A 24130-nucleotide genomic window follows, 5' to 3' on the forward strand; every position below is an offset into this window, starting at 1 on the left:
CTACCTCACCTTCCGCATGGCCAGTCCTACCGATACCGCCAGCAGCGGCGCAATTTTCTCTGGCTGGATGTATTGGAAAAGCTCCGGATCGTAGTCGATCTTCCGAAGCGGATTCGCGATTTCCAGGGGGATGCTGAGTTTGGACTGCAGCAGTTCCGGCAGGTAGGGCGTCAGCGCACCGCCGCCCGAGAGCACGATCCAGTCGATCGTGTCCACCCGCGACTGCGACTTGAAGTAGGAGAAGGCCAGCTCGATCCCGGCCAGAAGCTCATCGGAGGCCGAGACGATCGTCGCCTTAAACATGTCCTGGTCGATCGAATCGGTCATCTCTCCCTTGATCGCCTTGCTCGTCAGCTCCGGATTCAGCCGGAACTCCTTCTGCACGGCGTTGAATATCTCCCGCGTCCCGGCCGACACGTCGCGCGTCGAGTGGTAGAGGCCGTCCACGAGGTACGTGAGGTTCGTCACGTCGGCGCCGATATTCACCAGCGCCGTCACCTTGGACGGGTCCACCTCGTAGTTGTACTGGTAGGCGTTGTAGATCGCCAGCGCGTCGTCGTCGACCACGACCGGCCGCAGCCCGCAGTCCTCGATCATCTCCATCTGCATCTGCAGGAATTCCTTGCGGGCGGCCACCAGCAGCACGTCCATCTTGTTCGCCGCGTCGTCGACTTTCACCACGTGGTAGTCGAGCGACACGTCGTCGACGTCGAACGGCGCCCGCTGTTCGGTTTCGAACAGGATGGCCTGCTCGGCCTCGGCCCCCGTCTTCTTGTCGATCGTGAACCGGTCGGTGATCACGCCGTGGCCGGACAACGAGATGACCACGTTCTTGATCTTCGGGTCCGTCTGGTCGATCAGCGACTGGATGTTGAAGATGACTGCTTCCCGGTCCCGGATTTCGTCGGCGACGATCGCCTCGGGGGGCAGTTCGCGGATCCCGATCGCGCTCACCGCATACCCCGACTTGGTGTGATCCAGCTTCACCAGCTTGATGCTGCTGGCGCCGATGTCCAGACCGACCGTGCTTTTGCTTGCTCGAGCGAATGGCATATGCAACTCTTCGGTTAGGGGAGTGATTCTTTTCTTTCTCTTTGTATCGGCACGATCCGCCGCCGATTTATCCCTCGTCTCGCAAGGTTTGATCGCCGGCCGCTTCTTCTCATATGGCAACCTGTTCAGAGTCTGATACTTTATCGGCGGCTTCCCCCAACCCTTTACCATTATTTCCGGCCCGTTCTGCCGCCCGTGCCAATGAAAAAGGCCCCCCTCCGAGAGCGGAAGGAGGCCTCGCGGCCCGACCGGGCCATGTCTTCAGTAGTAGCTGGTGGAACTCTGGACCCGCCCCGTCGAGGCCAGAATATTGTGGGAGGCGATCCCGACCATAGCCTCCGTGGAGGCCAGGCAGACGACGTTTCCGCCCCCCGTGAACCGCGCCGAACCGTTTGGCGCAAAGCAGATTACGTCGCCCACAACATCGGTGCCGAGAAAGTTGAACTCAGGCGGCAAGGTGTCGGCGCGAAGGACCGAATCACCGGTGTCGAACTGATTCAAAGTCGGGCTGACCAGATCCTTGAAGAGGTAGACAACCCGATGCGTGCCATCAAAATACACGCCGTACTGATCCTTGTCCGTGATCGCCGAGCTGCGGGCGAGCCGAAGGGTGGAGGTCAGGTCGCGATTGACGCTCCGAAACCGGATTCGGTCCATTGCCCCGTCAAAGCGCGGCACGGCCAGGGAGGCGACGATGCCGATGATAACAACCGTCACCATCATCTCCAGCAACGTGATGCCCCGGCTTGATGTGCGCAGGTTTTTCATAAGTAACCTCTGGCTTATCTGCGGCGCCGGACCGACCGGTCGCCGGTGCTTGCTTTCAACTTCACGCGCGCTGTGTGCAGCATGAGCCGTGCCCCGCCGCCGGGATTTCTCTCCGGCCGCCTCATCCTACGCTCTCTCCTGTCCGATAACGCCTTAGAGGCCATCCTCGGACCCGGCGGCGGCCCGGCGGAACATTTCGCGCGCCGCCGCCCTTAAGAACTGTGGGACCGCTCCCATACTGGTGGGAGCGGGACAATTTCCCGTTGACGGATTACGAGAACGGGCTATCTTGAACTCGTACCGACGTGTTCAGACCGAGACAAATCCGCCGTGGTTCATGGCATAAACTGCGCTGAAAGGAAGTACTGCATGTCACGCTCTCGGCTCCGCGATCTCCTCACCTGTGCCGTTACAACCGCCGCCCTGGTCGCGGCTGTCGCGTTTTCCGCCTCGGCTGCCGACCGCCCGGCCATGCTGCTGACCGACCAGCCGGTCGTTCAGGCGAAAGCGGCGCCGGTCCTGTCCGACCGCGCCCGTGCCTATCTGGCCGGGCAGGCCGCCGACACGGTCGGCGTGTGGGTGTTTTTCACCGACAAGGGTATCCGCACGAAAGACGAATTCAGCGCCCGCGCCGCCTCGGTGGCGATGACCGACAAGGTGCTGCAGCGCCGGGCCAAAGTTGACCGCGACCGCGTCCTCTTCGCCGACCTGCCGGTAGCGGCCGGCTACGTGGACGCCGTGGTGGCGGCCGGCGGCCACCACCGCCGCACCTCCCGGTGGCTCAATGCCGCCAGCTTCGACCTCCCCGCGGCCGATCTCGCCGCCGTGGCCGCGCTTCCCTTTGTCGCGGAAATCCGCCCGGTCGCCGTCTTCAAGCGCTCTCTGCCCGACCTCTCGGAGGTTCGCTCCGACGGGCCGGGGTCGGCGGCCCTCGCCCCCGACGCGCTCAACTACGGCTACGCGCAGGCCCAGCTTGAACAAATCAACGTGCCCGCCGTCCACGAGAAGGGACTCGACGGCTCGGGCGTCACGCTGGCCGTCTTTGACACCGGCTTCCGCAAGACCCACGAGGTGTTCGCCAACGCGTTCGCCGAGGGCCGGGTGCTTGCCGAATGGGATTTCGTTTTCAACGACGGCAACACCGATTATGAGCCCAGTGTCGACTGGTCCTCCTCCACCAGCCACGGCACTCTCACCTGGTCGACGAGCGGCGGCTACAAGTCCGGCCGGATCATCGGCCCCGCCTACAGAGCCAACTTCCTCCTCGCCAAGACGGAAGACGTCCGCAGCGAAACCTCGGTGGAAGAGGACAACTGGGTGGCCGCGCTGGAGTGGGCCGACACGCTGGGTGCCGACGTCATCACCTCCTCGCTCGGGTACTCCGACTGGTACTCTTACAGCGACATGGACGGGCAGACCTGCATCACGACTATCGCCGCCGCCACCGCGGCCGGTCTGGGCATCGTGGTCGTCAACTCCATGGGCAATGAGGGTCCCGGCTCGGGGACGCTCACGGCGCCGGCCGACGCTCACCCGATCATCGCCTGCGGCGCGGTCGACATCAACGGCAGCATCGCCGGCTTTTCCTCGCGCGGTCCCACGTATGACGGGCGCATGAAACCCGAGGTGGTGGCCTGCGGCGTGTCGACCTCGGCCGCGACCAACGGCTCCGACGTCAGCTACGGGACCGCCAGCGGCACTTCGCTATCGACGCCGCTCGTGGCCGGCGCGGCGGTCCTGCTGGTGCAGGCCCAGCCCTCGTTCACGCCCGAGATGATCCGCCTCGCCCTCATGCAGACCGCCGACCGGGCCTCCAGTCCCGACAACACCTACGGCTGGGGCCTCATCGATGCCGATGCCGCGACCTCATGGGGCGTGAGCATGGCGGCCGATTCCACCATCAACAACGGCCCGCTCAAGGTGCATTTCACCGGCACCTCCGCTCTGGGTCCGACCAGTTGGCTGTGGCGTTTTGGCGACGGCGACTCGGCGACCGTGCAGAACCCCGCGCACACCTACAGCAACCCCGGCGCCTACGACGTCTCCCTCACGGTGGAGACGTCGGAGTTCGGCCAACTCACGACCAGCCGCCCCCACTTCATCATCATCCTTGGCGACACGGCCCACTACGGTTCCGACTCGACCTTCGCCGGGAGCGACCTGGTGGTTTCGATCAACGTGACCAACTCCCAACCGCTTGCGCGCCTGGTCGTCCCCCTCACTTTCGGCAGCGCCGCCTGGCTCACTTTCGACTCGGTCACGCGGGGCGACCGCACGGCCTATTTCGAGCGTTTGAATCCGCTGAATTCGAACGATCTCACGCGCGAGTACGTGTACGAACTCCTCGCCGACTTCGGCGGGGGCTCGCCGCCGCTCGCGCCGGGGTCGGGCGAGGTGCTCAAGCTCTGGTTCTCGACCGACGAGCTCGCCCTGGGCGGGCAGAGCATCCTGATCGACAGCATCGCCTCCCCCTACGTCATTTCGTTCGAGGCCGGTTACCTGACCTACTCCCCGACGGTCGCCGCCGGCACCGGCGCCCTCATCGACGTCATGCGGGGGGATGTCAACTATGACCATGATCTCAGCATTGCGGACGTCACGCACCTGGTCGCCCATTTCTACCGGGGCGGGCCGCCGCCGGTCTGCCTTCAGGCGGGGGATGTCAACCGCGACTTCATGATGAGCGTGGCGGACCTCACCTACTATGTCGCCTATCTCTTCCGGGGCGGGCCGCCCCCGCCGACGCCGTGACGGCGCCTGCCCGCTCGCTCGCAACCACAAATGCCGCGGCCGGTGTCTTTTCAGACACCGGCCGGTTTTTTTGCGGATGCGCCTCCCGCGCTAGATCGTGAACTTCCCATTCCGGTAGATCACTTTCCCGTCGGCCAGAACCTCGGCGTCCTTGCGCATGTCGCAGATCATGTCCCAGTGGAGTGCGCTGACGTTTTTTCCTCCCGCCTCGGCGAAGGCCCGGCCGAGAGCCATGTGGAGCGTCCCGCCGATCTTCTCGTCGAACAGGATGTCTTTGGAGAAGCGGTCGATGTCGTAGTTGGTGCCGATCGCGATCTCCCCGACATACCGTGCCCCCTTGTCCATGTTGAGCATGCCCGTGAGGTACGCCTGGTTCTTCGCCGCCGACTCTTTCACCACCTTCCCCTTCTTCAGCTCCAGGCGCACGTCCTCGACCTCGCGCCCGACATAAATGGCCGGGAAGGAGAACCGGATGACGCCTTCGGCCGAATCTTCAATCGGGCAGGTGAACACCTCGCCGTCCGGGAAATTCTCCGTCCCCGCGCAGTTGATCCATTTCCGCCCCTTGACCCGCATCTTCAGGTCGGTGTCGGCGGACCGGATATGCAGGCGGTCCGTCCGGTTGAGGATTTTCACCAGCCGGTCCTGCTCCTTTTTGACTTTGGTCCAGTGTTTCACCGGGTCGCCGCTGGTGACGTGGCCGGCCCGGTAGACGAAGTTTTCCCACTCGGCGAGCGACATGCTCGCTTCCTGCGCCTCGGCCTGCGCCGGGAAGAGCGTGCCGCACCAGCGCAGCGACTTGGTCTCCATCCGCTTGAACAGCTTGTCCGACAGCGGCCGCTGGCACTTCCGCTGCAGCGCCTGCCGTTTGGGATCGACCCCCGACAGGTGGCGCGTGTTGGCCGTCCCCCAGATGTGCAGAAACACATCCATCGTGTTCACCTCGGTCCGTGCGATCGGAGAGATGTACGCAAACTGGGCGTCGGTTCCCTTCTTCAGGAAGATCTCGTCGTGCTGCGGGATAATGACCCGCACATAGGGAATGGCCCCGATGCGCACGGCCTCCTCAAACACGGCCGTCATCAGCGGCAGCGTCACATACTCCCCCTGGATCTTGAGCAGTTCCCCCTTCTTGAGCCGCAGCGAATAGTGCACGAGCACCTGGGCAAGTTTCTCGGTCCGCGGGTCCATACGTCGCTCCTGGTCAAAGTGGTTGTATCGCCAGTACCTTCAGTCTGGGTCGCGCAGGGCAATAACGGCCTCCGCGTCCGGTTTGTAAAGCTCCCGCCGTCACTTTCCGGGCCCCGCCGCCGGCGGGCCGCGGCTGATATTCCCCTTGACCGAATCCTTTCCCCGGTTCTATCGTAGGAGTGAGCGGAGACCGGGAATCCGGGGCCCGCGCCCGGCGACGAACGTGTGCGCAGGCAGTGCGCCGGGGCGCCCCAGACAGGAGGTGTGTCCATGAACGAATCCGCCGTCTATGTCTCGCCGTCGACCGCCCGCAGCCTCTGGCAGGAGTACCGCATTTACGAACGCCATGTCGAGTTCGACACCCACATCGGCACCGTCACCATCCCGTTCGACAACATCGAGAGCGTCGAGGTGCAGGGGTCGGATGTCAAGGCGCTCCTGAGAGGCGACCTCAGGCTGAAAGGGTTCAAACCGGCGATCAAGCTCGACTGGGCGAATTTCACCGAACACGTGGTCCTCGACAAGAAGACCGGCGCGTGCAAGCGCTTCCTCTTCACCCCGCAGGACCCGCACGAATTCAAGGCCGTGCTCGACCGCCTGATGGCGAAGCACCGCGGCTGACACGGCGGCGGTCTGTCATTCATGGTGAGGTCGACTGCGTGCGGGGCGAGCTGTCTTTCACATCGCGCCACGGAGTTCTCGCCCAACAACGCATAATTGCACGCCGAGACTGACGCAATCTCCGCCCGCGCGGATGATGTAACCTCACGTTTGTCCCCCCCCTTTTCCGCTCCGCGACGAAATCCGCGGCTCGGGTGGTACCCACCCCTCCACCATTTCCTTGACAAACTGCTTCTTTATGGTATGTATGAAGGAGCCATGAGGAGGCTTGATGCGGTTTCTGCTTTGGCTATGCATCGCGGTGTTATCGTCGCCGTGTGCGGGGTTGGCCGCCGGCCCAGTCGTTATCGATACCCTAATCTCCGATACCGTCGCCAGTTGGTTCGGGATGAGCATTGTTCCTATCGGTGATCAGAACAATGACGGCTACGATGACTTTCTCACATTCGAGTTGCCGAGGAAGCTCTATCTGTGCCTCGGCGGCCCCGTAGAAACAGGGATCACGATCACACGCATTGACACGGCTGGATCCCCGTTAATCGGAAACCTGGGTGACATCAATGGCGACCATATCACCGATTTTGGGTGCCCCATCCGACTTTCCAGTATAGACAGTTATCGTCTGGGTGTTTGGTACGGCGGCTCGCCGCTAGATGACGGTCCTGATCTTGTATTTGGGGACTCTACGTATTTTCCAGGGGTTTCGGCCCCGGTGTTAGGAAACGACATCAATGGGAATGGTACGCTTGAGTTGATCAGCAGCCACTCCGACAATTGGGACTACCCGTTGCTGATGTTTTTCGAATTGGGAGGTCACGCTGATTCGATGCCCGATCTCTTGTTGAGGGCGCCAGGTACTAACATGGCCATGGCCGATGGCGTCATCACGGGTGATTTTAACGGTGACAGCTTCGACGATCTAGTTACGAACATGCGAAGTATACTCAACGACTCCGTTAAGGGGGAGGTGCTGCTGTACTGGGGGGGACCGGGCTTCGACACTATCCCTGATGCTCGGATCACACGGCGAGGCGAGTACAGCTGGCTGTACGACACATTCGGCACCCGTTTGGAGTCACTGACGGATGTCAACGGGGACGGCTGGGATGACTTCTTCATTCACTACAGGGGCGGCTCCGGTGATTCGCTCTCGTGGATTCACTTCGGCGGCCCCGCCTTCGACACGGTTCCGGATGTGATTCTCACCACTAGAAATCAAAAAGCCCGCCTTGCTGGTGATGTCAACCACGACGGTTACGCTGACCTTATCACAGGGTACGCTACGTCTTTCTCCGGCCTCGGCTACGCCGACATCTACCTCGGTGGCCCTGACTTCGACAGCATCCCTGATGTCGTCATTGACCACTCCATGTTTTCCGGCTACTATAACTATTTTGGACATGAGGTGGCCGGTATCGGCGACGTCAACGGCGACGGGATTGATGATTTTGCTGTAGCTTCATCCCGCGGCAGCGGCTATCCCTGGGTCATCTTCATCTTTGCCGGCTGGGATGATGCCGTCAGCGTCGATGACACCCTCGACCCCGAACCCGCCCTCCCCACCAACTTCACCTTAGACCAAAACTACCCCAACCCCTTCAACCCGATCACTACCATATCCTTTTCGCTGCCCCGCGCCGAGACTGTCACCTTGCGCATCCTTAACGCCCTTGGCCAGACGGTGGCGGTGCTGATAAACGAGCAGCGGCTGGGGCCGGGGGAACATGCGGTCGTGTGGGAGGCGGAGGGGTATGCCAGCGGGGTGTACCTGTACGAACTGGAGTACTCCAGCGGCCAGCAGAGCCGGAAGATGGTGCTGATTAAATGAAGAAGGGAGGCCTGATGCGGTTTCTGCTTTGGCTATGCATCGCGGTGTTATCGTCGCCGTGCGCGGGGTTGGCCGCCGGCCCAGTCGTTATCGATACCCTAATCTCTGATACCGTGGCGAGTTGGTTTGGCATGCGCATTGTACCGGTGGGAGATCAGAACGGAGACGGGTATGATGATTTTCTGACCTATGAGTTACCCAGAAAACTCTACCTCTGTTTGGGCGGACCCGCGGAGTTTGGCATCCAGTGTTCCAGGATTGACAATGAAACCACCAGCCTCTTTGGCAACTTATCGATGGTAAACGGCGACAGCATCCCAGACTTTGGAGGCATCCGCAACGCCCCAGGTGGCCGCCGACGCCTCGCGGTCTGGTATGGCGGAACTCCCCTTAGTGTCATTCCAGATTTGCTTTTAGGTGACGACACTGTGTATCCGGGGCAAGCTTTCCCCGTGTACGGTAACGACATCAACGGTAACGGTTCGCCTGAGTTAATCGCTGGCCATTACGATAACGCTCTCTTCCCCTCCCTGCTGTTTTTCGAACTTAATCAGGATTTAGACTCGACAGTAGATTTTCAACTATGGGCACCTGAACACCTCGATTATCCGGTATTCGGTCGCGCAATTCTAACGGGTGACTTCAATGGCGACGGGTGGGAGGACTTAGTCACGAACATGCTATTTAGTGCCCAGGCCGGCGTAAGTGATCAGGTGCTTCTATACTGGGGGGGGCCGGCCTTCGACACACTGCCAGACGCCAATATTGTCCGGAGTATGACGTACGATCCCGAGTACATTAGCTTTGGTCAGCGCCTCGAGCACTTGGGTGACCTTAACGGCGACGGGTGGGATGATTTTCTCATCAACTATGGGGAAGGCGGTTCCGAGGACTCATGCTCCTGGGTTCACTTTGGCGGCTCAGACTTTGATACCGTACCTGACATCACCATCTGCGATTGGGCATTAGAGGCCCGCCTGGCCGGTGACATCAACAATGACGGGTACGACGATCTCATCAAGGGGCGGTCAACCTCATTTCAGGCTATCGGTCAGGCCAATATCTACCTTGGTGGACCAAACGTCGACAGCATCCCCGATGTCGTCATTGACCACTCCATGTTTTCCGGCTACTATAACTATTTTGGACATGAGGTGGCCGGGCTGGGCGATGTCAACGGGGATGGTATCGATGACTTTGCCGTGGCGTCGTCGCGAGGAGCCGGTTTCCCCTGGGTCATCTTCATCTTTGCCGGCTGGGACGATGCCGTCAGCGTCGATGACCCCCTCGACCCGGAACCCGCCCTCCCCACCAACTTCACCTTAGACCAAAACTACCCCAATCCCTTCAATCCGAACACGACGATCCGCTTCTCTTTGCCTCATGCTGAGATGGTCAGCCTGCGCATCCTTAACGCCCTTGGCCAGACGGTGGCGGTGCTGGTGGATCAGCAGCGGCTCGGCGCCGGTGAGCACGAGGTGCTGTGGGACGCCACCGAGTATGCCAGCGGGGTGTACCTGTACGAACTGGAGTACCCGGCCGGGAAGCAGAGCCGGAAGATGGTGGTGCTCAAATAACCCCCGTAAAAAAACCGGCGCCTCCTACGAGCGCCGGTTTCCGAACTCTCATCCCTGCGTCGGCGACTAATCCGCCTGGGCTTTCTTCTGCCCCTCCGTGATCAGCTTGGTGTACTGACCGCTCTGGAGTATCTCGACCGCCTTGCGCACAGCATCGTCGGTCCTCAGCACGATCTCCTCGTATACCCCGGTCTGCCCGGCGATGGCCGACACGATCTCCCGCTTGATCGTCCGGCGGATGTAGTCTTTCGACTCGTCGAAGTCGTGGCTCTTCTCCAGCTCGACCAGGGTGTTCAGGCTGTCGAGCACCTCGGCGAGGAGGTCGACCTTCTTCTCGCGCTCGGCCGTTTCCCGCAGTTTCTCCAGCGAGGCCTCCAGCGACGACGTGTAGTCGAACTTCTCCTTCTTGATGTACTGCCGGAAATCATCGAGCATCCCGTCGGTCACCTCGACGTCCGGCTTGACGCTCGGGTGGTCGGCGACATACTGGACGGCGTAGTTGAAGAACAGCCCCGACTGGTACAGGTTGATCTCGATCGGCTTCCAGGTTTCGCGGGCGATTTCGATATCAGGCACGATGCCGCCGCCGCCGTAGACAACCCGGCCGCCGTTCGTGTAGTAGATTTCCTCCGACGAGACGGCGAGGGAGTCGGCCGGCTTCTCGGGCGCCGCCTCGGTTTCCTCGTCCTCGAGGGCCGCGTGCGACCCCGGCTTGGCCTGTGTCTCCGGCTTCTGGATGCACCGTCCCGAGGGCACGTAGTACTTGGCCGTCGTGAGCTTGAGCGCCATGCTCCCATCCGACGAGATCGGGAAAATCTGCTGCACGAGCCCCTTGCCGTAGGTCGTGTTGCCCACGATGAGGCCGCGGTCCCAGTCCTGCACGGCGCCGGCGACAATTTCCGAGGCTGAGGCCGTGCCTTCATCGACCAGGATCACCAGCGGCTTGTCCGGCGGGAACAGCGGCGGGCGCTCCGCGCGATAGTGGCGCTCGGTGTTCTCAAAACGCCCTTTGGTGTAGACGATCTCGCGCCCCTCCTGCAAGAACAACTCGGCCGTCTCCTTAGCCTGATCGAGCAGTCCCCCGCCGTTGGAGCGCAGGTCGAACACCAGCGCCGTGATCCCCTTGCCGTTGAGATCGCTGATCGCCTGGCGCAGTTCGTGCGAGGTCTCCTCGGCGAACCGCGAGAGCCGCACGTACCCGATCGTCGTCCCCGGAATCACCCCGGCATAGTTCACCGACTTCAGTTCGATCAGCGCTCGTTCGAGCTCAAACTCGATCGGCTCCTCGATCCCGTTGCGCTTGATCGCCAGCTTGATCGACGTCCCGGCTTTGCCGCGCATCATTTTCGACGCCTCGGCCGAGGTCATCCCTTCCGTCGACTTCCCGTCGATCGCCCAGATGATATCCCCCGCCCGGAGACCCTTGTTGTAGGCGGGCGTCCCCTCGATCGGGGAGATGATGACGATGCGGTCGTTGCGCTCGTCGATCTGCATCCCCAGCCCCTCGTACTTCCCGTGCGTCGACTCCATCAGGGCGTCGTACGAGCTCTTCTCCATGAGCACGCTGAAGCGGTCGAGATCCGAGAGCATCCCGTTGATGCCGGCCTTGATGATCTCCTCGGTGTTGACCTCCTCCATGTACTGATTGCGGATATTGAGCGCCGTATGGGTGAGCTTCTTCACGTCCATCAGGAAGGAGTCGCGGTCCTGGCGGCGGCTCTCGAGGGCGGCCGAGTCGGGCGTCTCTTCCAGGTTGATGTGGAAGGTATCCGCCCAGAGCACCGGTTCTTTGGGGTCGGACTGCTGGGCCTCGCCGGAGCCCACGAACCAGATCAAGCCGAGCGCGAATACGGTGACGCCGAAGAGCTGAACTGTGAAGCGAACCATACGGCCTCCAGACTCATTGAGAGTGACGAACACAATGTATCGTAAATCGGAGACTTGTCAAGTTTGCGGACTTTTTCCGAAGTACGCTGTATCTGCCTGCAAATTCTACGCTTAAGCCGGCGCAGCGGTTGCACCGAAACTGACCACCGGCGGATGGCGCATAAATAACTTCTTGCCTGCCGACTGCTTAGCACGTTAATACCACTGTATCGGTCATCGGCAACCGTTCCCGGAATCGGGGCGGCAGTCGCGCGGGCAACGCAACACGTTTCCCGATAAGGTATTAGCTGCAAGACTGGACGTTGTACCGGCAACAACATTGTTGCCTTTCTGAACAGTAGAATGACGGGCAATCGACCAAAGTTCCGCAACTCCCCCGCCGCAGCCCTTCTTCTGCATTTGCTGGCTCCGGGGTTCGGCCATTTTTACTGGCGGGAGTACCTCTTCGGCGTCTTCATTTTCCTGGTCCTCCTCATGGCCGGAGCGCTGTTCGTCCTCTCCCTTCTGATCGATCTCCCGTTCTATGGCCGGCTGATCATATACGGCCTTCCGATCATTTTCTATCTGATCTCTTTCGGCGACCTCTACCGGATCGCGCGGCGCGAGCATACCGCCCGTCCGCAGACGAGCCGCCGGGCGCTGGTGATCTGGTTGCTGGCCGCGGCCTATGAACTGGTCTGGCCGCTGGCCCCGCTGAATTTCGCCCTCCTGAATGCTCCGTCGGTCTATGTCATGCGCGAGAACAACCTCGCCCCGGTATTCCGCGATGGCGACTTGCTGAAAGCTTCCCGCCTCGCCTACACCTTTCACACCTGGTTTGTCAACAAACCGATAGTTCACGCTCTACCGGACCGGTTCGCGGTGGTCCGGGTCACGGCCGAGGGCCGGGCGCTCACGGGGATCGTCCTCGGCCTCCCCGGCGAGGAGGTCGAAGTTGTCGACGGGGTGGTGGTGGTCGACGGCACTCCGCAGGTCGTTCCGACTACCGCGAGCCGCCTGCTCAACGGCGACTATCCGCTCACACAAGCCGGCGGCTACTCACTCCTGATCGCGCTCCCCGAATACGGCCGCATCGCCCGGGTTTATGAGATTCCCCTGGGCGACCTGATCGGCAAGGTGGAGAAAGTATTGTGAACGCCACGGCCGCCATGTGGCGGGAGCACAGCGCGAGATGCGCTCGAGGTCTGGATCTTCGTGGGCCGGACGCTTTTCTTCCGTTCCGCAAACACGCCCGTCAGGACCATGAAGGCCCTGAGCTACAGAAATCCGCGATGACTCAGTGCCCTCTTGTAGGTCAGGACCCTTGTGGTCCTGACGCTCTTCTTCCGTTCCGCAAACACTTCCGGCGTGACCGCCACTATCCGGAGGCGGGCTACTGCCGATGAGCCGGATCAAGAACCTCATTTTCGACCTCGACGGCACCCTGATCGACTCCTCCGAGGGCGTCGTGGCGGCATTCCACTACGCCTTCGCTGCCGCCGGCCTTCCGCTTCCGCCCGCCGAAGAAGTCAAGCGGTTTATTGGGTATCCGCTCGAGACAATGTTCGCGCACTTCACCGACTACTCCCCCGAACGCCTGAGGACGTACTTCCGCGAGAGAGCCGCCGAGACGATTGTCGCGTCGACGGTCCCGCTGCCGGAGGTTGAGCCGACGCTGGCGGCTCTCCGCGACCGGGGTTTCCGCCTGGCCATTGCGACCACCAAGATCGTCGCCAACATCGAGGGGATCCTCGACAAGCTCGACTGGCGGGGGGTGTTCGAGGCCTACGCGGGCGGCAATGAAGTGCAGGCGGTCAAACCCGACCCGGAGATTTTCCGCCTGGTCCTCGCGCGGCTCGGCGCCGTTCCGCGAGAATCGCTTGTGATCGGCGACACGATCAACGACATCCTCGCGGCGCAGGCGGTCCCGCTGCCGGTGATCGCGGTGGCCTCGCCGTGGGAACCGGCCGGCCGAGTCCTAGCCGCCTGCCCAGATTTCTTCCTCGACTCGATCTCCCAGCTCCCGCGTGTGCTCGACGAGATCAACACCCGCAGATCGCCGGGGTGACGGTTGCTGCGCACGAGAGAGTTGGGCGCACAGCCGGCCCGAACAGACGTGTCCCCCTGAGCGGAGCCGGGGTCTCACACGGGCGGCGCAGTGCCTCCAAGAATAGTCCCACGCGGCTTCCTGCTCGCGGCGATTCGGTCGGGGAGCTACAACGTCACGTCGAGGATCTGCTCGCCGGTTTCGTCGGCCTGGGCCACGATGGAACCATCCGGCGCGACCACCATCGAGGAACCGCCGAACCGGTTGACGCCGTCGCTGCCGACGGCGTTGACGCCGATCACGGTGGCGCCCAGTTCGCGGGCGCGCTGCGCCAGCAAGCGCCGCCAGTCTTCGATGCGCACTTGCGGAAAGGCCGCGGGGACGATCAGGTACGGGACGGCGAGTTCGGCGAGGCGGGCGAAGATGTCGTCGAAACGGAGATCATAGCAGACGGCGACGCCGAAATCGCCGAAGGGCGTGACGAAGAGGCCGGGGACCTTCCCCGGCCGATAGATGCGATCCTCGCCGAACGGCGGGAAGAGATTGATCTTGTCGTAGACCCAGGTCTGGCGGTGCCGGCGGAAGAAGTAGGAATTGTACCGGCCCTCCACCTCGACGCGGACGGCGCCGAACATGACGCCCACCCCGAACGGCACGAGCCGCTGCAGGATCCGATCCACCGGTTCCACCGGCCGCGGCTCGTAGAGGCAGCCGGTGGCGGCGAGCTCGCCGAAGCAGACGAGGTCCATTCCGGCCCGGTCGGCCGCCTCGACCCACGGCACGAGATCGAGCTCAGCGATGTGTTTTTGTACGATACGCAGCTTCACGGCGGCTCTCCCGGCGTCCACAGACAATACGGGACAGGGAACGTTTGCGTTAAGGTAGGGGGCGCAACGCGCCAGGCAAGTAAATAGCGCGGGAGGCGGAAAAACCGACTTAACAGAAGGAGTCGGCGGAAAGGGGGTACCCCACAGCTCTGCGGTGGGGGCTTTGCGTTATTCACTCACAGTCATGTTCACCATGTCCACCCGCACGGGCACGTAGTGCCTTCCCAGGCAGGAATTGTAGCTCGACCATTTCCAGTCGGCAGGGCAACGGCCCACCGCAGAGCTGCGGGCGACCAGCCGCTCGCCTTGCGGCCGGCGAGGGGGTGCGACATCGGCGGAAGCCGCCCGCCGGCCGTTGAAAAATACCTTTAAACCCGGCCGGCTTTTCTCTATTATCCCGGTACAATCGGAAAACCGTGCTCCGGAGATGTGGGTGTATGCGCCGAGGTGAGCAAGTTGTGATGGTTCTTCTGTGTGCGATCGCGGCGGTTCTGTCTGTGGCCGCGCCGGCCGGGTCGGTCACTGTCCGCCTGGGCTATTTCGAGGCGGGGGAACACCCCCTGCACTATGTGCTTCGCGACGAATTCATCCGCCAGCTGGAGAACATGGCCCCGGCCGACACGCAGTTCGTATTCATTCCGAACGGCTACCGGTCGGCCTCGTGGATACGGGACAGCAGCCGGGTGATGGCGGCGAGCCTGGCGCGCCAGGGGGGGATTGACATACTGGTGGCGATCGGACCGTGGGTGGTCGAGGACCTTCTCGCGGCCGGCTACGCGGGGCCGATTCTCGGGGTGCGACAGATCGATCCGTTCGGCGCCGGGCTGATCGACTCCGGCGGGCGGCCCGCGGCGCCCAACCTGACGGTGCAGGACATGCCGGGGAAGATCGAGGACGATATCGGCGTGCTGCGGGCGATCGCGCCGGTGAAGAAGCTCGGAGTGCTGTGGTTCGACACGGGGCCGGAGCGGGATTCGATCATCGCGCGGGCGGAGCGGCTGGGCGCACAGGCCGGGTTCGAAACGGTGACGGCGGACGGCTACGACGTGAACGGTACCTATGCCTTCTTCAAGGCGTTTTCCGCGCTGCCGCCGGATATCGACGGTCTGTATATCGGGCCGACCTGGGGAATGACCGTCACCGAGGCCGCCGATTTCTTCCGCATGGTGATGGGCCGGAAAGTCCCCCTCATGACGTGGGAGGGGCGGTACCAGGTCACGCGGGGGGCGTTCGCGACCAACTACGCCTATGGGCTGGTTTCGGAGGCGCATTTCCAGGCGCTCAAGGCGCTGCGGATCGCGCGCGGCGAGCGGCCGGCCGATCTCCCGGTCCGGTTCCGGGGCGGGTCGGCGCTGGCGCTCAGCGGTCCGGCGATCCGGCGGCTCGAACTGCAGGTGCCGGCCGAGGCGCTGCTGTCGGGCGAACTGATCGACGACGAACCGCCGCCGGCGACCGAATGGTACACGCTGGCCGATGCGGTGGGGCGGGCCCTGCGGAGCAATCCGTCCTACCTGGCGACCTACGATGCGATCGAGGCGGCGGTGCAGGGCGCCCGGGCGGCCGGGGCCGGGTACCTTCCGCAGGTGTCAGTCGAGGGGCAGGCCGGGGTGGTCGATCACCACACCACCCACAACACGGTCGAACCGCTGGGGCGGCAACAGGCGCGCGCTTCGCTGGTACTCGACCAGACGATCTTCTCGCCGGCGCTGCTGAAGGCGCGGAAAGCGGCGGGGCAGCAGGAACGGGTGGCCGCCGCGGCCCAGCGCCAGGCGCGCCTCGATCTGGAACTCGCGGTCGAAACCGCCTGCCTCGGATACTTGCAGGCGCTCGACGAGCAGCGGGTGGAGCGGCGCTACCGGGAGCTGGTCGAGCGGACGCTCGAGTATGCGGCGGCCGAGTTCTACCTTCGGGATGAACGCGAGCCCGACCTGTCGCGCTGGCAGGACGAGCGCAACGACGCCATCACGCGGGTGCTGGAGGCGGAGAACAACGTGTACACCGGCCGCGTGCTATTGAATCTGCTGTTCAACCTTCCGCCGGAGCGGCCGGTGGCGCTGGACACGAACCTGGTGACGGCCCGGCAGGTGGTGGGCGCCGATTACGAGGCCCTCTCCCCGCTGGCGGTTCAGCCGGACCGGCGGCAGCAGTTCGAATCATACCTCGTCGATCAGGCGCGGGCGGCCAGCCCGACGCTGGCCGGCGAGGATGCCCGGCTGGAGGTGCAGCGGACGCGGGTGGACGAGGCGACGGCCAGGCGATGGCCGACGCTTGATCTGCGGGCGGCGTTCAATATCGCCGACGAGATCGACGACGATCGGGGGATCATCGACGAGCGCACCGACACCTGGTCGGTGTTCGGGCGGATGAAACTGCCGCTGTATCTCGGCGGGGCGGTGGGGAAGGAACGGGCGCGGCTCAAAGCGAGCCTGAGCGAGATGGAGTATCGGCGGGATGCGCGGCTGCTGGAGGTCATGGCGAACATCCGGCGCGAGACCGGACGGTTGATCACGAATATTGCCGCGCTCACCCGCCACGGGCGGTCGGTTGAACTGGCGCTCCACGCCATGGGGCTGATCATCAACGACTACGAGGCGGGAAAACGGGATATGACGGCGTTGCTGGAGGCCTACCGCCACGCCCGCACCGCCGAGCTGACCGCTATCGGGACGCGCTATGAGTATCTGCGGGCGATGGCGCGGCTCGTCCACACCGTGGGCTGGTCCCCCTCGGAGAACCTGCGGGCTTTTCCCGAGGAGTTCCGGGAGCGGGCGCGGGAGGGACTGGCGCCGGCGGGGCAGTAGTCTTTTCCGGTCGCGGCGGCGGCCCCGGATCACTATCACACTTCGAGTACGCCGAGCGCGTGCTTTCCCCCTGGGCCTTGGCGGGCCCTCGTTTTCGGAAGGGAGGAGAGTGGATACCATGCGCCGGTCTTTGGCTGTGTCGGACCCGGCCAAAAAAGAAGGAGAGCCCGCGGGCTCTCCTTCCCTAATTCAGCGGAAAAACGGGATCACGGAGCCTGCACGTGGCACTGACCGCAGAGGATCTTGTAGTTGGTGCCGTCACCGTTCTCGCCCGGGTTGGCTTCGCCGGTGGCCCAGATGAGACCGAAGGCGCGGGTGTTGCCGTGCGCCTTGTGGCAGCTCATGCAGCTCGGGGTGAGCGTAGTCGGAGCGCCGGTCCAGGCCGCGCCCCAGGTGCCCCAGTTGCCGGTCGCCGACATGACCTGCACGCGGTAGGCCTGGCCGGTGAACTTGCTGAGGCTGGAGTGCCCGCCGGTGAGAGCGCCGATGTTGGCATCCGCGGTGGGGTGGCGCAGCCACTCGGTCTGCGTCGGAGCGGCCGTGTTGCGCATGTTGGCGCTGCTCGACGAACCGTGGAAGTCGGTGTGGCACTGCTGGCAGAACGCGCCGTAGCCGGACGCGGTCACGTTCGGCTCGTTGAACTGAACATTCTGCATATCATAGTGATTGCCGCCGTAGGTCGCGGACAGCTCGAAGATGTCCTTCGTCAGATCGTTGGTCCCGATGGCGTAGGTCATGTACGGGGTCGCCGGAGTGCCGTTGATGAAGATGTTGGCGTTCCGGTAGATGCTCTGACCGCCGGAGGTGCGACCGTGCTGCGTGTGGCAGTCGATGCAATTCAGACCGTGGTCATTGCTGAACGTGCCGCCCGGAGCCACGTCGGTCGAGCCGAGCGTGTGGCCGGCAGCGTCGTAGTAGGGAGCGACGTTGTCGCGGTTCAGGGCGCCCGCCTGGCGACCGTTGGCCGTCACGTTGCCGCCGTTCTCCGCCAGGACATCCGGAGCAAACGTCTGGTTGTCATGGCACGAGAGGCAGAGCGTGTTGACCTCGTTGCGCAGCAGGAAATGATAAGGACCATCGGCCCCAAGCCCGACCGTGATGCCGGAACCGTCGGCATTGTAGCCGTGGGTCTGGCTGTAGTGCATCACGTGGCACTCGGCGCAGTTGAGGGTCGTGCCGGTGTGGTAGTCGCCGGCCAGCGCACCGCCGGCCAGAAGCGCCACCGCGGCAACTCCGAGCAGGAAGACAGTCTTCATGCTGCTTTCCTCCAGTTTCGTGAAAGCATACTTCCACGGGGTGGAATGGTGATAGTATGGGTGCATTGTGAGTGATTGGGCGAATCCGAAGTTTGGAGACCTGCGTGATCTATATTTGTGATTCCTGTCACAAGCGATGGTCGAATCATTCCGGTGGTTGGCCATTCTCGTTTCCAAGTTTCTCGATCAGGGAACTTCTCAGTGCGTAGACCTAAGTTGGTTCATCCGGTGATCTGCGTTCATAACTGGGCAAAGGATATCAATAAAGCTCCTATTTGTCAAGAACTAAATGACACTTAAATGACACAAAATATCATCATTGCTCCGAAATGAGACGTTAAGCCATTCCCTAACATCTACTTGAAAGTACAGATTCGTCCCGGCATATGTGTACATATTGGCAGGGATTAGATCCGGAGAATCCCGATATTCTGGGTTATCTTAGTCGATCACAAAGCGTTGGACGCGACCACCGGCTCGCTCCAGAACGTAAAACGCGGTACCATTGAAGGCAATATCCCCAGGGTAGCGAAACTCCCCCGGCTTCAGGCCGAAACCGCCGACGAACGCCAGAAACGCTCCGTTCGGACGGTACACCTTGACCACCTGCCGCAGACCGTCGGTCACCCAAACAGTCTTCTCCCCCGCCGTGTCGGTCATGACAGCGATGCCAGAGGGGAAGGACAGGTCGGCCCGGTCGACATCGTGGCCGGCAAAACCGCGGAGGTACCGGCCGGAGAGATCGAAGAGTTTCACGGCCGGCTCGGCGTAGAGGTCGGTTACGTAGAGGGTGCTGTCATCGACGGTGAGGGCCATGATGGTGCGGAACGGGGACTGGGCGGGGTCATCGACGCCGATAGTCCGCTCCAGGGCGAAAGTCTGATCAAGGATGAGCACCCCCGCGACGTCGCCGGCGGTCGCCACGATGGTGCGGTCGCCGGGTCCGAGGGCAACCGCCTGCGGGCGGAGGGAGAGCGCCGTATCGCCCAGCAGGAGGTCGAGGCGGAGGCGTTCGAGCAGGGCGCCGCGAAAATCGAGCACGTCGAGACACTCGCTGTGGGTGTCGATGAGGATGATCTCGCCGCGGCTGTTGACCACCAGGTCCCGCGGCTGCCCCTTTACGGCCCGCCCGCTCGCGGGGTCGGGGACGAAGTGGAGAAACGAGTACTTGGGCTGGAGGAGGGCGTCGTAGACGACGACGCGGTTGTTGCCGGCATCGGCGACGAACACTTCCTGCGCGTGGGGGTCGACGAAGAGGGCCATGGGGCTGCGGAGCGGCTGGTCCCAGCCGTCATCGGCCGCCAGCGCGGTGATCGAGATGCGGGCGTTGAGCTCGTCGCCGGCGCTCTGCGCGCTCGCGGAGGGGGCGGCGCCCGCCAGGAGGGCGGCGAGGGCGGCGCCGGGCAGGCAAAGAAGGCGGTTACGGTTCATGGAACAGCCCGCCGATTTCGGCGACCGTTTTCTTGACCATCGCCAGAGCCAACTGGTCGGCGGAGCGGATGGCGCCGATGCCGAACACGATCTCGCCCTTGTCCCCGCGGCCGTTGTTCGCGGCCACCCACACGGTTTCACCGGTCTTGCCGTCGAGCAGACGGCAGTTGTAGGAGACCGTGGGGACTACCCCGAGGAAGCGGTCGTCGCGCTGGTCGAACTCGAGCACCGATCCGACCAGGAGGTAGTCCAAACGGAGCAGGGCGCAGAGGCTGTCGATTTCGGCGCGCGTGATGCGGGTGGCGGAACGGATGCGGTACTGGCGGAGGCCGGCGTAGACGTCGCCGTGCTCGGCCAGGTCGATGCGGCCGAGACCGGCGAGGAGGGTCTGGAAGTGGGAGGTGACGATTTCGGCGGCGCTCTCGGTTCCGCTGAGGTTTTCAAACGGCAGAACCGCAACCCGGGCGCCGGCCGGGAGGAGTTCCTCGACGCGCGGGACGGCGGTCATCTGGGAGGCGCAGCCGCCCAGCACAAGCATCAAGCCGGCGAGCAGGAGGCGAAAGAGTGCCACGGCGCTACCTCGCAATCTGTCCGAAGGCGCCGGCGACTTCCCGGCACACCTTGGTGGTCATCTCCCCCAGCGTGTGGGTTTCGCCGAAGGAGAAGATGGGGAATTTGGGCCCCCCCTTGCGGCTGGTCTCGTAGGACCAGACGACCGCGCCGGTTTGGCAGTCGACAAAGCGGACGATGACGGCGACGAGGGGGAATTCAGTCTGGCCGGAGCGGACCATGCCGTACTGGGAGACGGCGCCGACGAAGATTCCCTCGACCCCGGCGGCCTGGCCGAGCTGGAAGGCCTGTTCGCTCGTGAGGTCTTCGAGGGCGTTGGCAAAGTCTCCCTTGATCGTTTCGGACGCGGCCTTGTTGAAGTCGCCGGCGTTGGCGACGCTCACGGCGTCGAGCATGAGCAGCTCGGTGATGAAACTCGCAGTCACCTTCTCCGCGGCGTTCTGGTCGGAGGTGAGGTTGGCGAAGGTGAGGACGCCGACTTTGGAGTAGAAGCCCATGTCCGCTTCGCGGTTGACGTACAGGCGTCCCACGGTGCAGCCCGCCGCCAAGGCGAGGAAGGCAGCGCCGACGAGCAGACGGACGAATGTGGAAATAGTGCGGTTCATATTTGGAGTGTCACCACCGTTTGAAACGATTCATCCACGGTTTGGAGACCGCCGGTATTATCGGTCTCGTTTCGGATATAGGCAAGCGAGAGTGTCGTGCGCGGGGACAGGTACATGATGAGCTGGCCGTTGACGGTCGCGGGCCGCTGGTCGACCTCGGCCACGCCGCCGGGCAGCGAAATCGCGCGCTCCCGACTCTCGCGCCGCCGGTTGTAGGAGGCGTAGACGCTGAACGCCCGGCGGAACGAGTAGCTCATGTAGCCGGTGAGGGAGGTCGTGCGGGACTCGACGGCGCCGGTGTAGGTGCTGCGAATCACCGTGAGGTTCATATTCAAATTGTCGCGCGGGATGTAGGTGAGCCCGGCGTTGTAGTTCTGCGAGAAGGCGGAGCCCAGTTTCAGCACGCCGCCCTCGGACAGCGCCGTCACCGTAAACCGTCCCTCAAGCCGGCGGCTGAAATCCACCCGGGCGTCGAGCGAACGAGTGAACTGGTAGCGCCGGTTGGGATCAACCGGGTCGCTGTTGCGGGTGAGCGACAGGTCCAGGTAGGTGCGGATGTACGGGAGGGGCTTGAAATTCAGCGCCGCGTTGTAGGTGTCGAGGACGTAGTCGCCGTCGTCGGCCAGCCCCACCACGTCCCCCTCGCCGTCGAGCACGCTCTCGGTGCGCTCGGACTGCTGGAAGATCGTCCGGTTGAAAGTGAGGCGGGTGTCGACGCCGCCCCGCAGGTAGCGCGTCGCTGTGGCGCCGACGTTGACATACTCGGTGACAGCGTAGGCGCCCGACTGCCCGCTGATCTGGTACCCCTTGCCGACAAAGCCGGTGAGGTAGCTGGAGGGCGTGTATTCGGCGCGGGCGGCGAAATTCTGGTCATCGGCGTCAAACTCGGCGGCATTCGCGGTCGAGCGTGTGAAGCGGCCCGACCAGGAGGCGGCCGCGGTCACGTCGGCCAGCGCCGTCACCGAGACCAGGGCGGAGGCGGAGTGGGTGCGGGAGTCCTGCGCCAAGGCCCCCGCGCTCTCCCTCCGCGTGTCGTAGTAGTTGTAGGTGGCCGAGAGGTAGGCAAGCTCGGGCCAGGAGCGGCCGGCCCCGAGCGTGCCGGACCAGGTTTCGGTGGTCGAGGAAATCCCGCCGGGGAGCGTGCTCCGGCGGGCAAGGTTGTTGTAGTTGGCGCGCACGTTCAGCGGCCCCCGCGCGTAGCCGCTCTCGACCACCCAGTTGCGGCTGAGCCCGCCGAACTGCGGGACCTCCTCCCGATCGTAGTTCTTCACGCGCGAGTAGACCACCGCGAGAGTCGGCAGGTTCTCGTACGCGACCGCGGCGGTCGCGCGCCAGTCGCGGTAGTAGACGTCGAACGCGTCCCCGGTCGCGATCGACTGCGACCGGCGCGTGTACGGCGAATAGCGGGCCGTCAGCGTGTAGCCGTAACTCTTTAGATCGAGGTAATAGATCGGCTGATACTCGGCGTGTTCGAGAAAGGGGTATTCGCGGCGCTGGAGGTTGGCTGTGAGCCGGAGGAGGTTCTTCGTAAACAGCTCGTCCTCGTAGGACAGGAGGAGCGATTCGCGCGTGACGTTGTCGGACTGCCCGACCACGGCGGTGTCGGCGACGAGTTCGCCGCCGAGAGAATCCGCCCGAACATCGAGCGCTTCCTGCCTGAGGTGTTCCCAGGAGAGGCTGGCGTTGCCGAACAGGCGCTGTGCGCGCACCGCGGCAGCGTCCCATCCCGGCGGCAGCAGAATGGCGGCCGACAGCAGCAGCGACGAGCGCAGAAGACGGCGACGGAGGAGGGGCATCAGAAGTCCCCCGGCGCCGGCCCACCCGGAGCGCTGCCGGGGGCGGGGTTGTGCACGTTGTGGGAAGTGGGGCTCGAGTAGTCGCGGCCGTGGCAATCGTAACAGTGCGTGACATCGCCGGCCGCGTGGGCCGGGACGTTCGACGGCAGCGGACTGAGGATGAGCCCCTCGACCGAGGCCGAGCCGCCCGGGCTGTCCGAGGCCGGGTGACAACCGAGACAGAAGCGGCGGACCTGGGCGTTGTCGGTTTTGATGTCGGTCAGCCCGTACCAGCCGGGACGCTGGTCGGAGAGCAGGTAGTGGTTGCCGCCGAGACCGCCGTAGCCCTCGGAACCGTGCGGGTTGTGGCAATCGTAGCAGGGGAGGCGCGCGCCGGAGGGCACGTAGCCGCCGCCGGATCTCACGCCGTGACCGCTCATGCGGCCGGGGTTGATCGAGCGGTCATAGTAGTCGGCGATCGTGCGCGCGGTATCGTCCATCGCCACCGGGCCGTCGAGACTGTGACAGTTCAGGCACAGGCTGTAGTCGGCCGGCAGCAGGCCGACGTCGCTCCCGACGATCCCGTTGTAAGTCGTGTCGAGCATGTCGTGAAGGTTGCCCGACCCGTGCACGGCGTGGCAGTTGGCGCAGGAACCGTCGCCGTAGAAGTCCTTGATCGGCATATCGGGATCGGCGAAGTGGGGCGAGTACCGGGGGTCTTCCCAGATGATGCGTCCGGGCCAGCGCACGCGGTGCTCGACGCCGGGCACGCGCCCGCCGCCGCTGCCGAATTCGAAATAGCCGGGATCATCGGAGCCGAGCGGCAGGCGGTCGGACTCCTGGGCCGGATAGCCCGAGGTGGCGCCGGTGGGACGGTCGGCATGGCAACCGCCGGCGGAGGCGGCGAAACAGAGGCGGTTGGCGTTCGGCTCGAAGAGGCCGTAGTCGTTGCCGGCGGCCGGATCGTGGCTGGTGTGGCACTGGGCGCAACTGCCGCGCGGGAGCTCGGTCAGGCGCCAGACACCTGTAGCCTCCGAGCCGTGGGGCGAAGCGCGGTAGTGGCCGTTGTCGGCCCGGAGCGCGGCGGCCGCCAGCAGCGAACCGGCAGCGGCCGCGACAAGGGCGGCGCGCAGGCGAGGGGTCGGGCGAAATGCTCTCGTCAT

At 63.7% G+C, this 24130-nt stretch carries 18 protein-coding genes; 7 read left to right on the plus strand and 11 right to left on the minus strand.

Features of this window, described 5'->3' with window-relative positions:
• Positions 1 to 1053 (minus strand): type IV pilus assembly protein PilM, encoded by a 1053-nt coding sequence (pilM, locus tag KA261_12190; protein ID MBP7698560.1) that lies wholly within the window; start codon positions 1051 to 1053, stop codon positions 1 to 3.
• Between the two features lie 261 nt (positions 1054 to 1314).
• On the minus strand, positions 1315 to 1821 hold the full coding sequence (locus tag KA261_12195) for a GspH/FimT family pseudopilin (protein MBP7698561.1): 507 nt from the start codon (positions 1819 to 1821) through the stop codon (positions 1315 to 1317).
• A gap of 369 nt (positions 1822 to 2190) precedes the next feature.
• On the opposite strand from KA261_12195, the gene KA261_12200 reads away from it, so the two are divergent.
• Positions 2191 to 4572, plus strand: coding sequence for a S8 family serine peptidase (locus KA261_12200; GenBank protein ID MBP7698562.1), 2382 nt, complete (start codon positions 2191 to 2193; stop codon positions 4570 to 4572).
• A gap of 90 nt (positions 4573 to 4662) precedes the next feature.
• On the opposite strand, the gene KA261_12205 is transcribed toward KA261_12200, so the two are convergent.
• A complete protein-coding gene (locus KA261_12205; GenBank protein ID MBP7698563.1) occupies positions 4663 to 5763 on the minus strand; it encodes an aminopeptidase in 1101 nt (366 codons plus the stop codon).
• 270 nt (positions 5764 to 6033) lie between these two features.
• Between KA261_12205 and KA261_12210 the strand changes: the two genes are divergently transcribed.
• The 3 genes from KA261_12210 to KA261_12220 all read left to right on the plus strand — a co-directional run bounded on the left by KA261_12210 (position 6034) and on the right by KA261_12220 (position 9789).
• Entirely contained in the window at positions 6034 to 6384 is a 351-nt protein-coding gene (locus KA261_12210) for a hypothetical protein (protein MBP7698564.1), read from the plus strand.
• A 271-nt stretch (positions 6385 to 6655) separates the two neighbouring features.
• On the plus strand, positions 6656 to 8212 hold the full coding sequence (locus KA261_12215; GenBank protein MBP7698565.1) for a VCBS repeat-containing protein: 1557 nt from the start codon (positions 6656 to 6658) through the stop codon (positions 8210 to 8212).
• Between the two features lie 14 nt (positions 8213 to 8226).
• On the plus strand, positions 8227 to 9789 hold the full coding sequence (locus KA261_12220; GenBank protein MBP7698566.1) for a VCBS repeat-containing protein: 1563 nt from the start codon (positions 8227 to 8229) through the stop codon (positions 9787 to 9789).
• A 66-nt stretch (positions 9790 to 9855) separates the two neighbouring features.
• Here the strand turns inward: KA261_12220 and KA261_12225 are convergent, their stop codons facing one another.
• Entirely contained in the window at positions 9856 to 11676 is a 1821-nt protein-coding gene (locus KA261_12225; GenBank protein ID MBP7698567.1) for a S41 family peptidase, read from the minus strand.
• A gap of 342 nt (positions 11677 to 12018) precedes the next feature.
• Here KA261_12225 and KA261_12230 point away from each other — a divergent pair, with 342 nt between their 5' ends.
• Entirely contained in the window at positions 12019 to 12810 is a 792-nt protein-coding gene (locus KA261_12230; protein ID MBP7698568.1) for a hypothetical protein, read from the plus strand.
• A gap of 247 nt (positions 12811 to 13057) precedes the next feature.
• The gene (locus KA261_12235; GenBank protein MBP7698569.1) at positions 13058 to 13723 is read left to right on the plus strand and encodes an HAD family hydrolase; all 666 of its coding nucleotides are present in this window, start codon (positions 13058 to 13060) and stop codon (positions 13721 to 13723) included.
• A 146-nt stretch (positions 13724 to 13869) separates the two neighbouring features.
• On the opposite strand, the gene KA261_12240 is transcribed toward KA261_12235, so the two are convergent.
• Positions 13870 to 14529 (minus strand): hypothetical protein, encoded by a 660-nt coding sequence (locus tag KA261_12240; protein ID MBP7698570.1) that lies wholly within the window; start codon positions 14527 to 14529, stop codon positions 13870 to 13872.
• 461 nt (positions 14530 to 14990) lie between these two features.
• Between KA261_12240 and KA261_12245 the strand changes: the two genes are divergently transcribed.
• A complete protein-coding gene (locus KA261_12245; GenBank protein MBP7698571.1) occupies positions 14991 to 17330 on the plus strand; it encodes a TolC family protein in 2340 nt (779 codons plus the stop codon).
• 206 nt (positions 17331 to 17536) lie between these two features.
• Here KA261_12245 and KA261_12250 read toward each other — a convergent pair whose 3' ends face one another.
• The 6 genes from KA261_12250 to KA261_12275 all read right to left on the minus strand — a co-directional run bounded on the left by KA261_12250 (position 17537) and on the right by KA261_12275 (position 24130).
• The gene (locus tag KA261_12250) at positions 17537 to 18586 is read right to left on the minus strand and encodes a hypothetical protein (protein MBP7698572.1); all 1050 of its coding nucleotides are present in this window, start codon (positions 18584 to 18586) and stop codon (positions 17537 to 17539) included.
• Positions 18587 to 19027: 441 nt separating this feature from the next.
• Positions 19028 to 20017 carry a hypothetical protein gene (locus tag KA261_12255; protein ID MBP7698573.1) on the minus strand — a complete coding sequence of 330 codons (990 nt, stop codon included), beginning with the start codon at positions 20015 to 20017 and terminating at the stop codon, positions 19028 to 19030.
• Positions 20007 to 20588, minus strand: a complete 582-nt coding sequence (locus tag KA261_12260) for a hypothetical protein (GenBank protein MBP7698574.1) — start codon at positions 20586 to 20588, stop codon at positions 20007 to 20009. Before KA261_12260 ends, KA261_12255 begins: the two co-directional genes overlap by 11 nt.
• A 4-nt stretch (positions 20589 to 20592) precedes the next feature.
• Positions 20593 to 21192 (minus strand): hypothetical protein, encoded by a 600-nt coding sequence (locus KA261_12265; GenBank protein MBP7698575.1) that lies wholly within the window; start codon positions 21190 to 21192, stop codon positions 20593 to 20595.
• Positions 21189 to 22988, minus strand: coding sequence for a hypothetical protein (locus KA261_12270; GenBank protein ID MBP7698576.1), 1800 nt, complete (start codon positions 22986 to 22988; stop codon positions 21189 to 21191). Before KA261_12270 ends, KA261_12265 begins: the two co-directional genes overlap by 4 nt.
• On the minus strand, positions 22988 to 24130 hold the full coding sequence (locus KA261_12275; GenBank protein MBP7698577.1) for a hypothetical protein: 1143 nt from the start codon (positions 24128 to 24130) through the stop codon (positions 22988 to 22990). Before KA261_12275 ends, KA261_12270 begins: the two co-directional genes overlap by 1 nt.

Source organism: Candidatus Zixiibacteriota bacterium, assembly GCA_017999435.1.
Taxonomy (GTDB): Bacteria; Zixibacteria; MSB-5A5; order GN15; family FEB-12; genus JAGNLV01.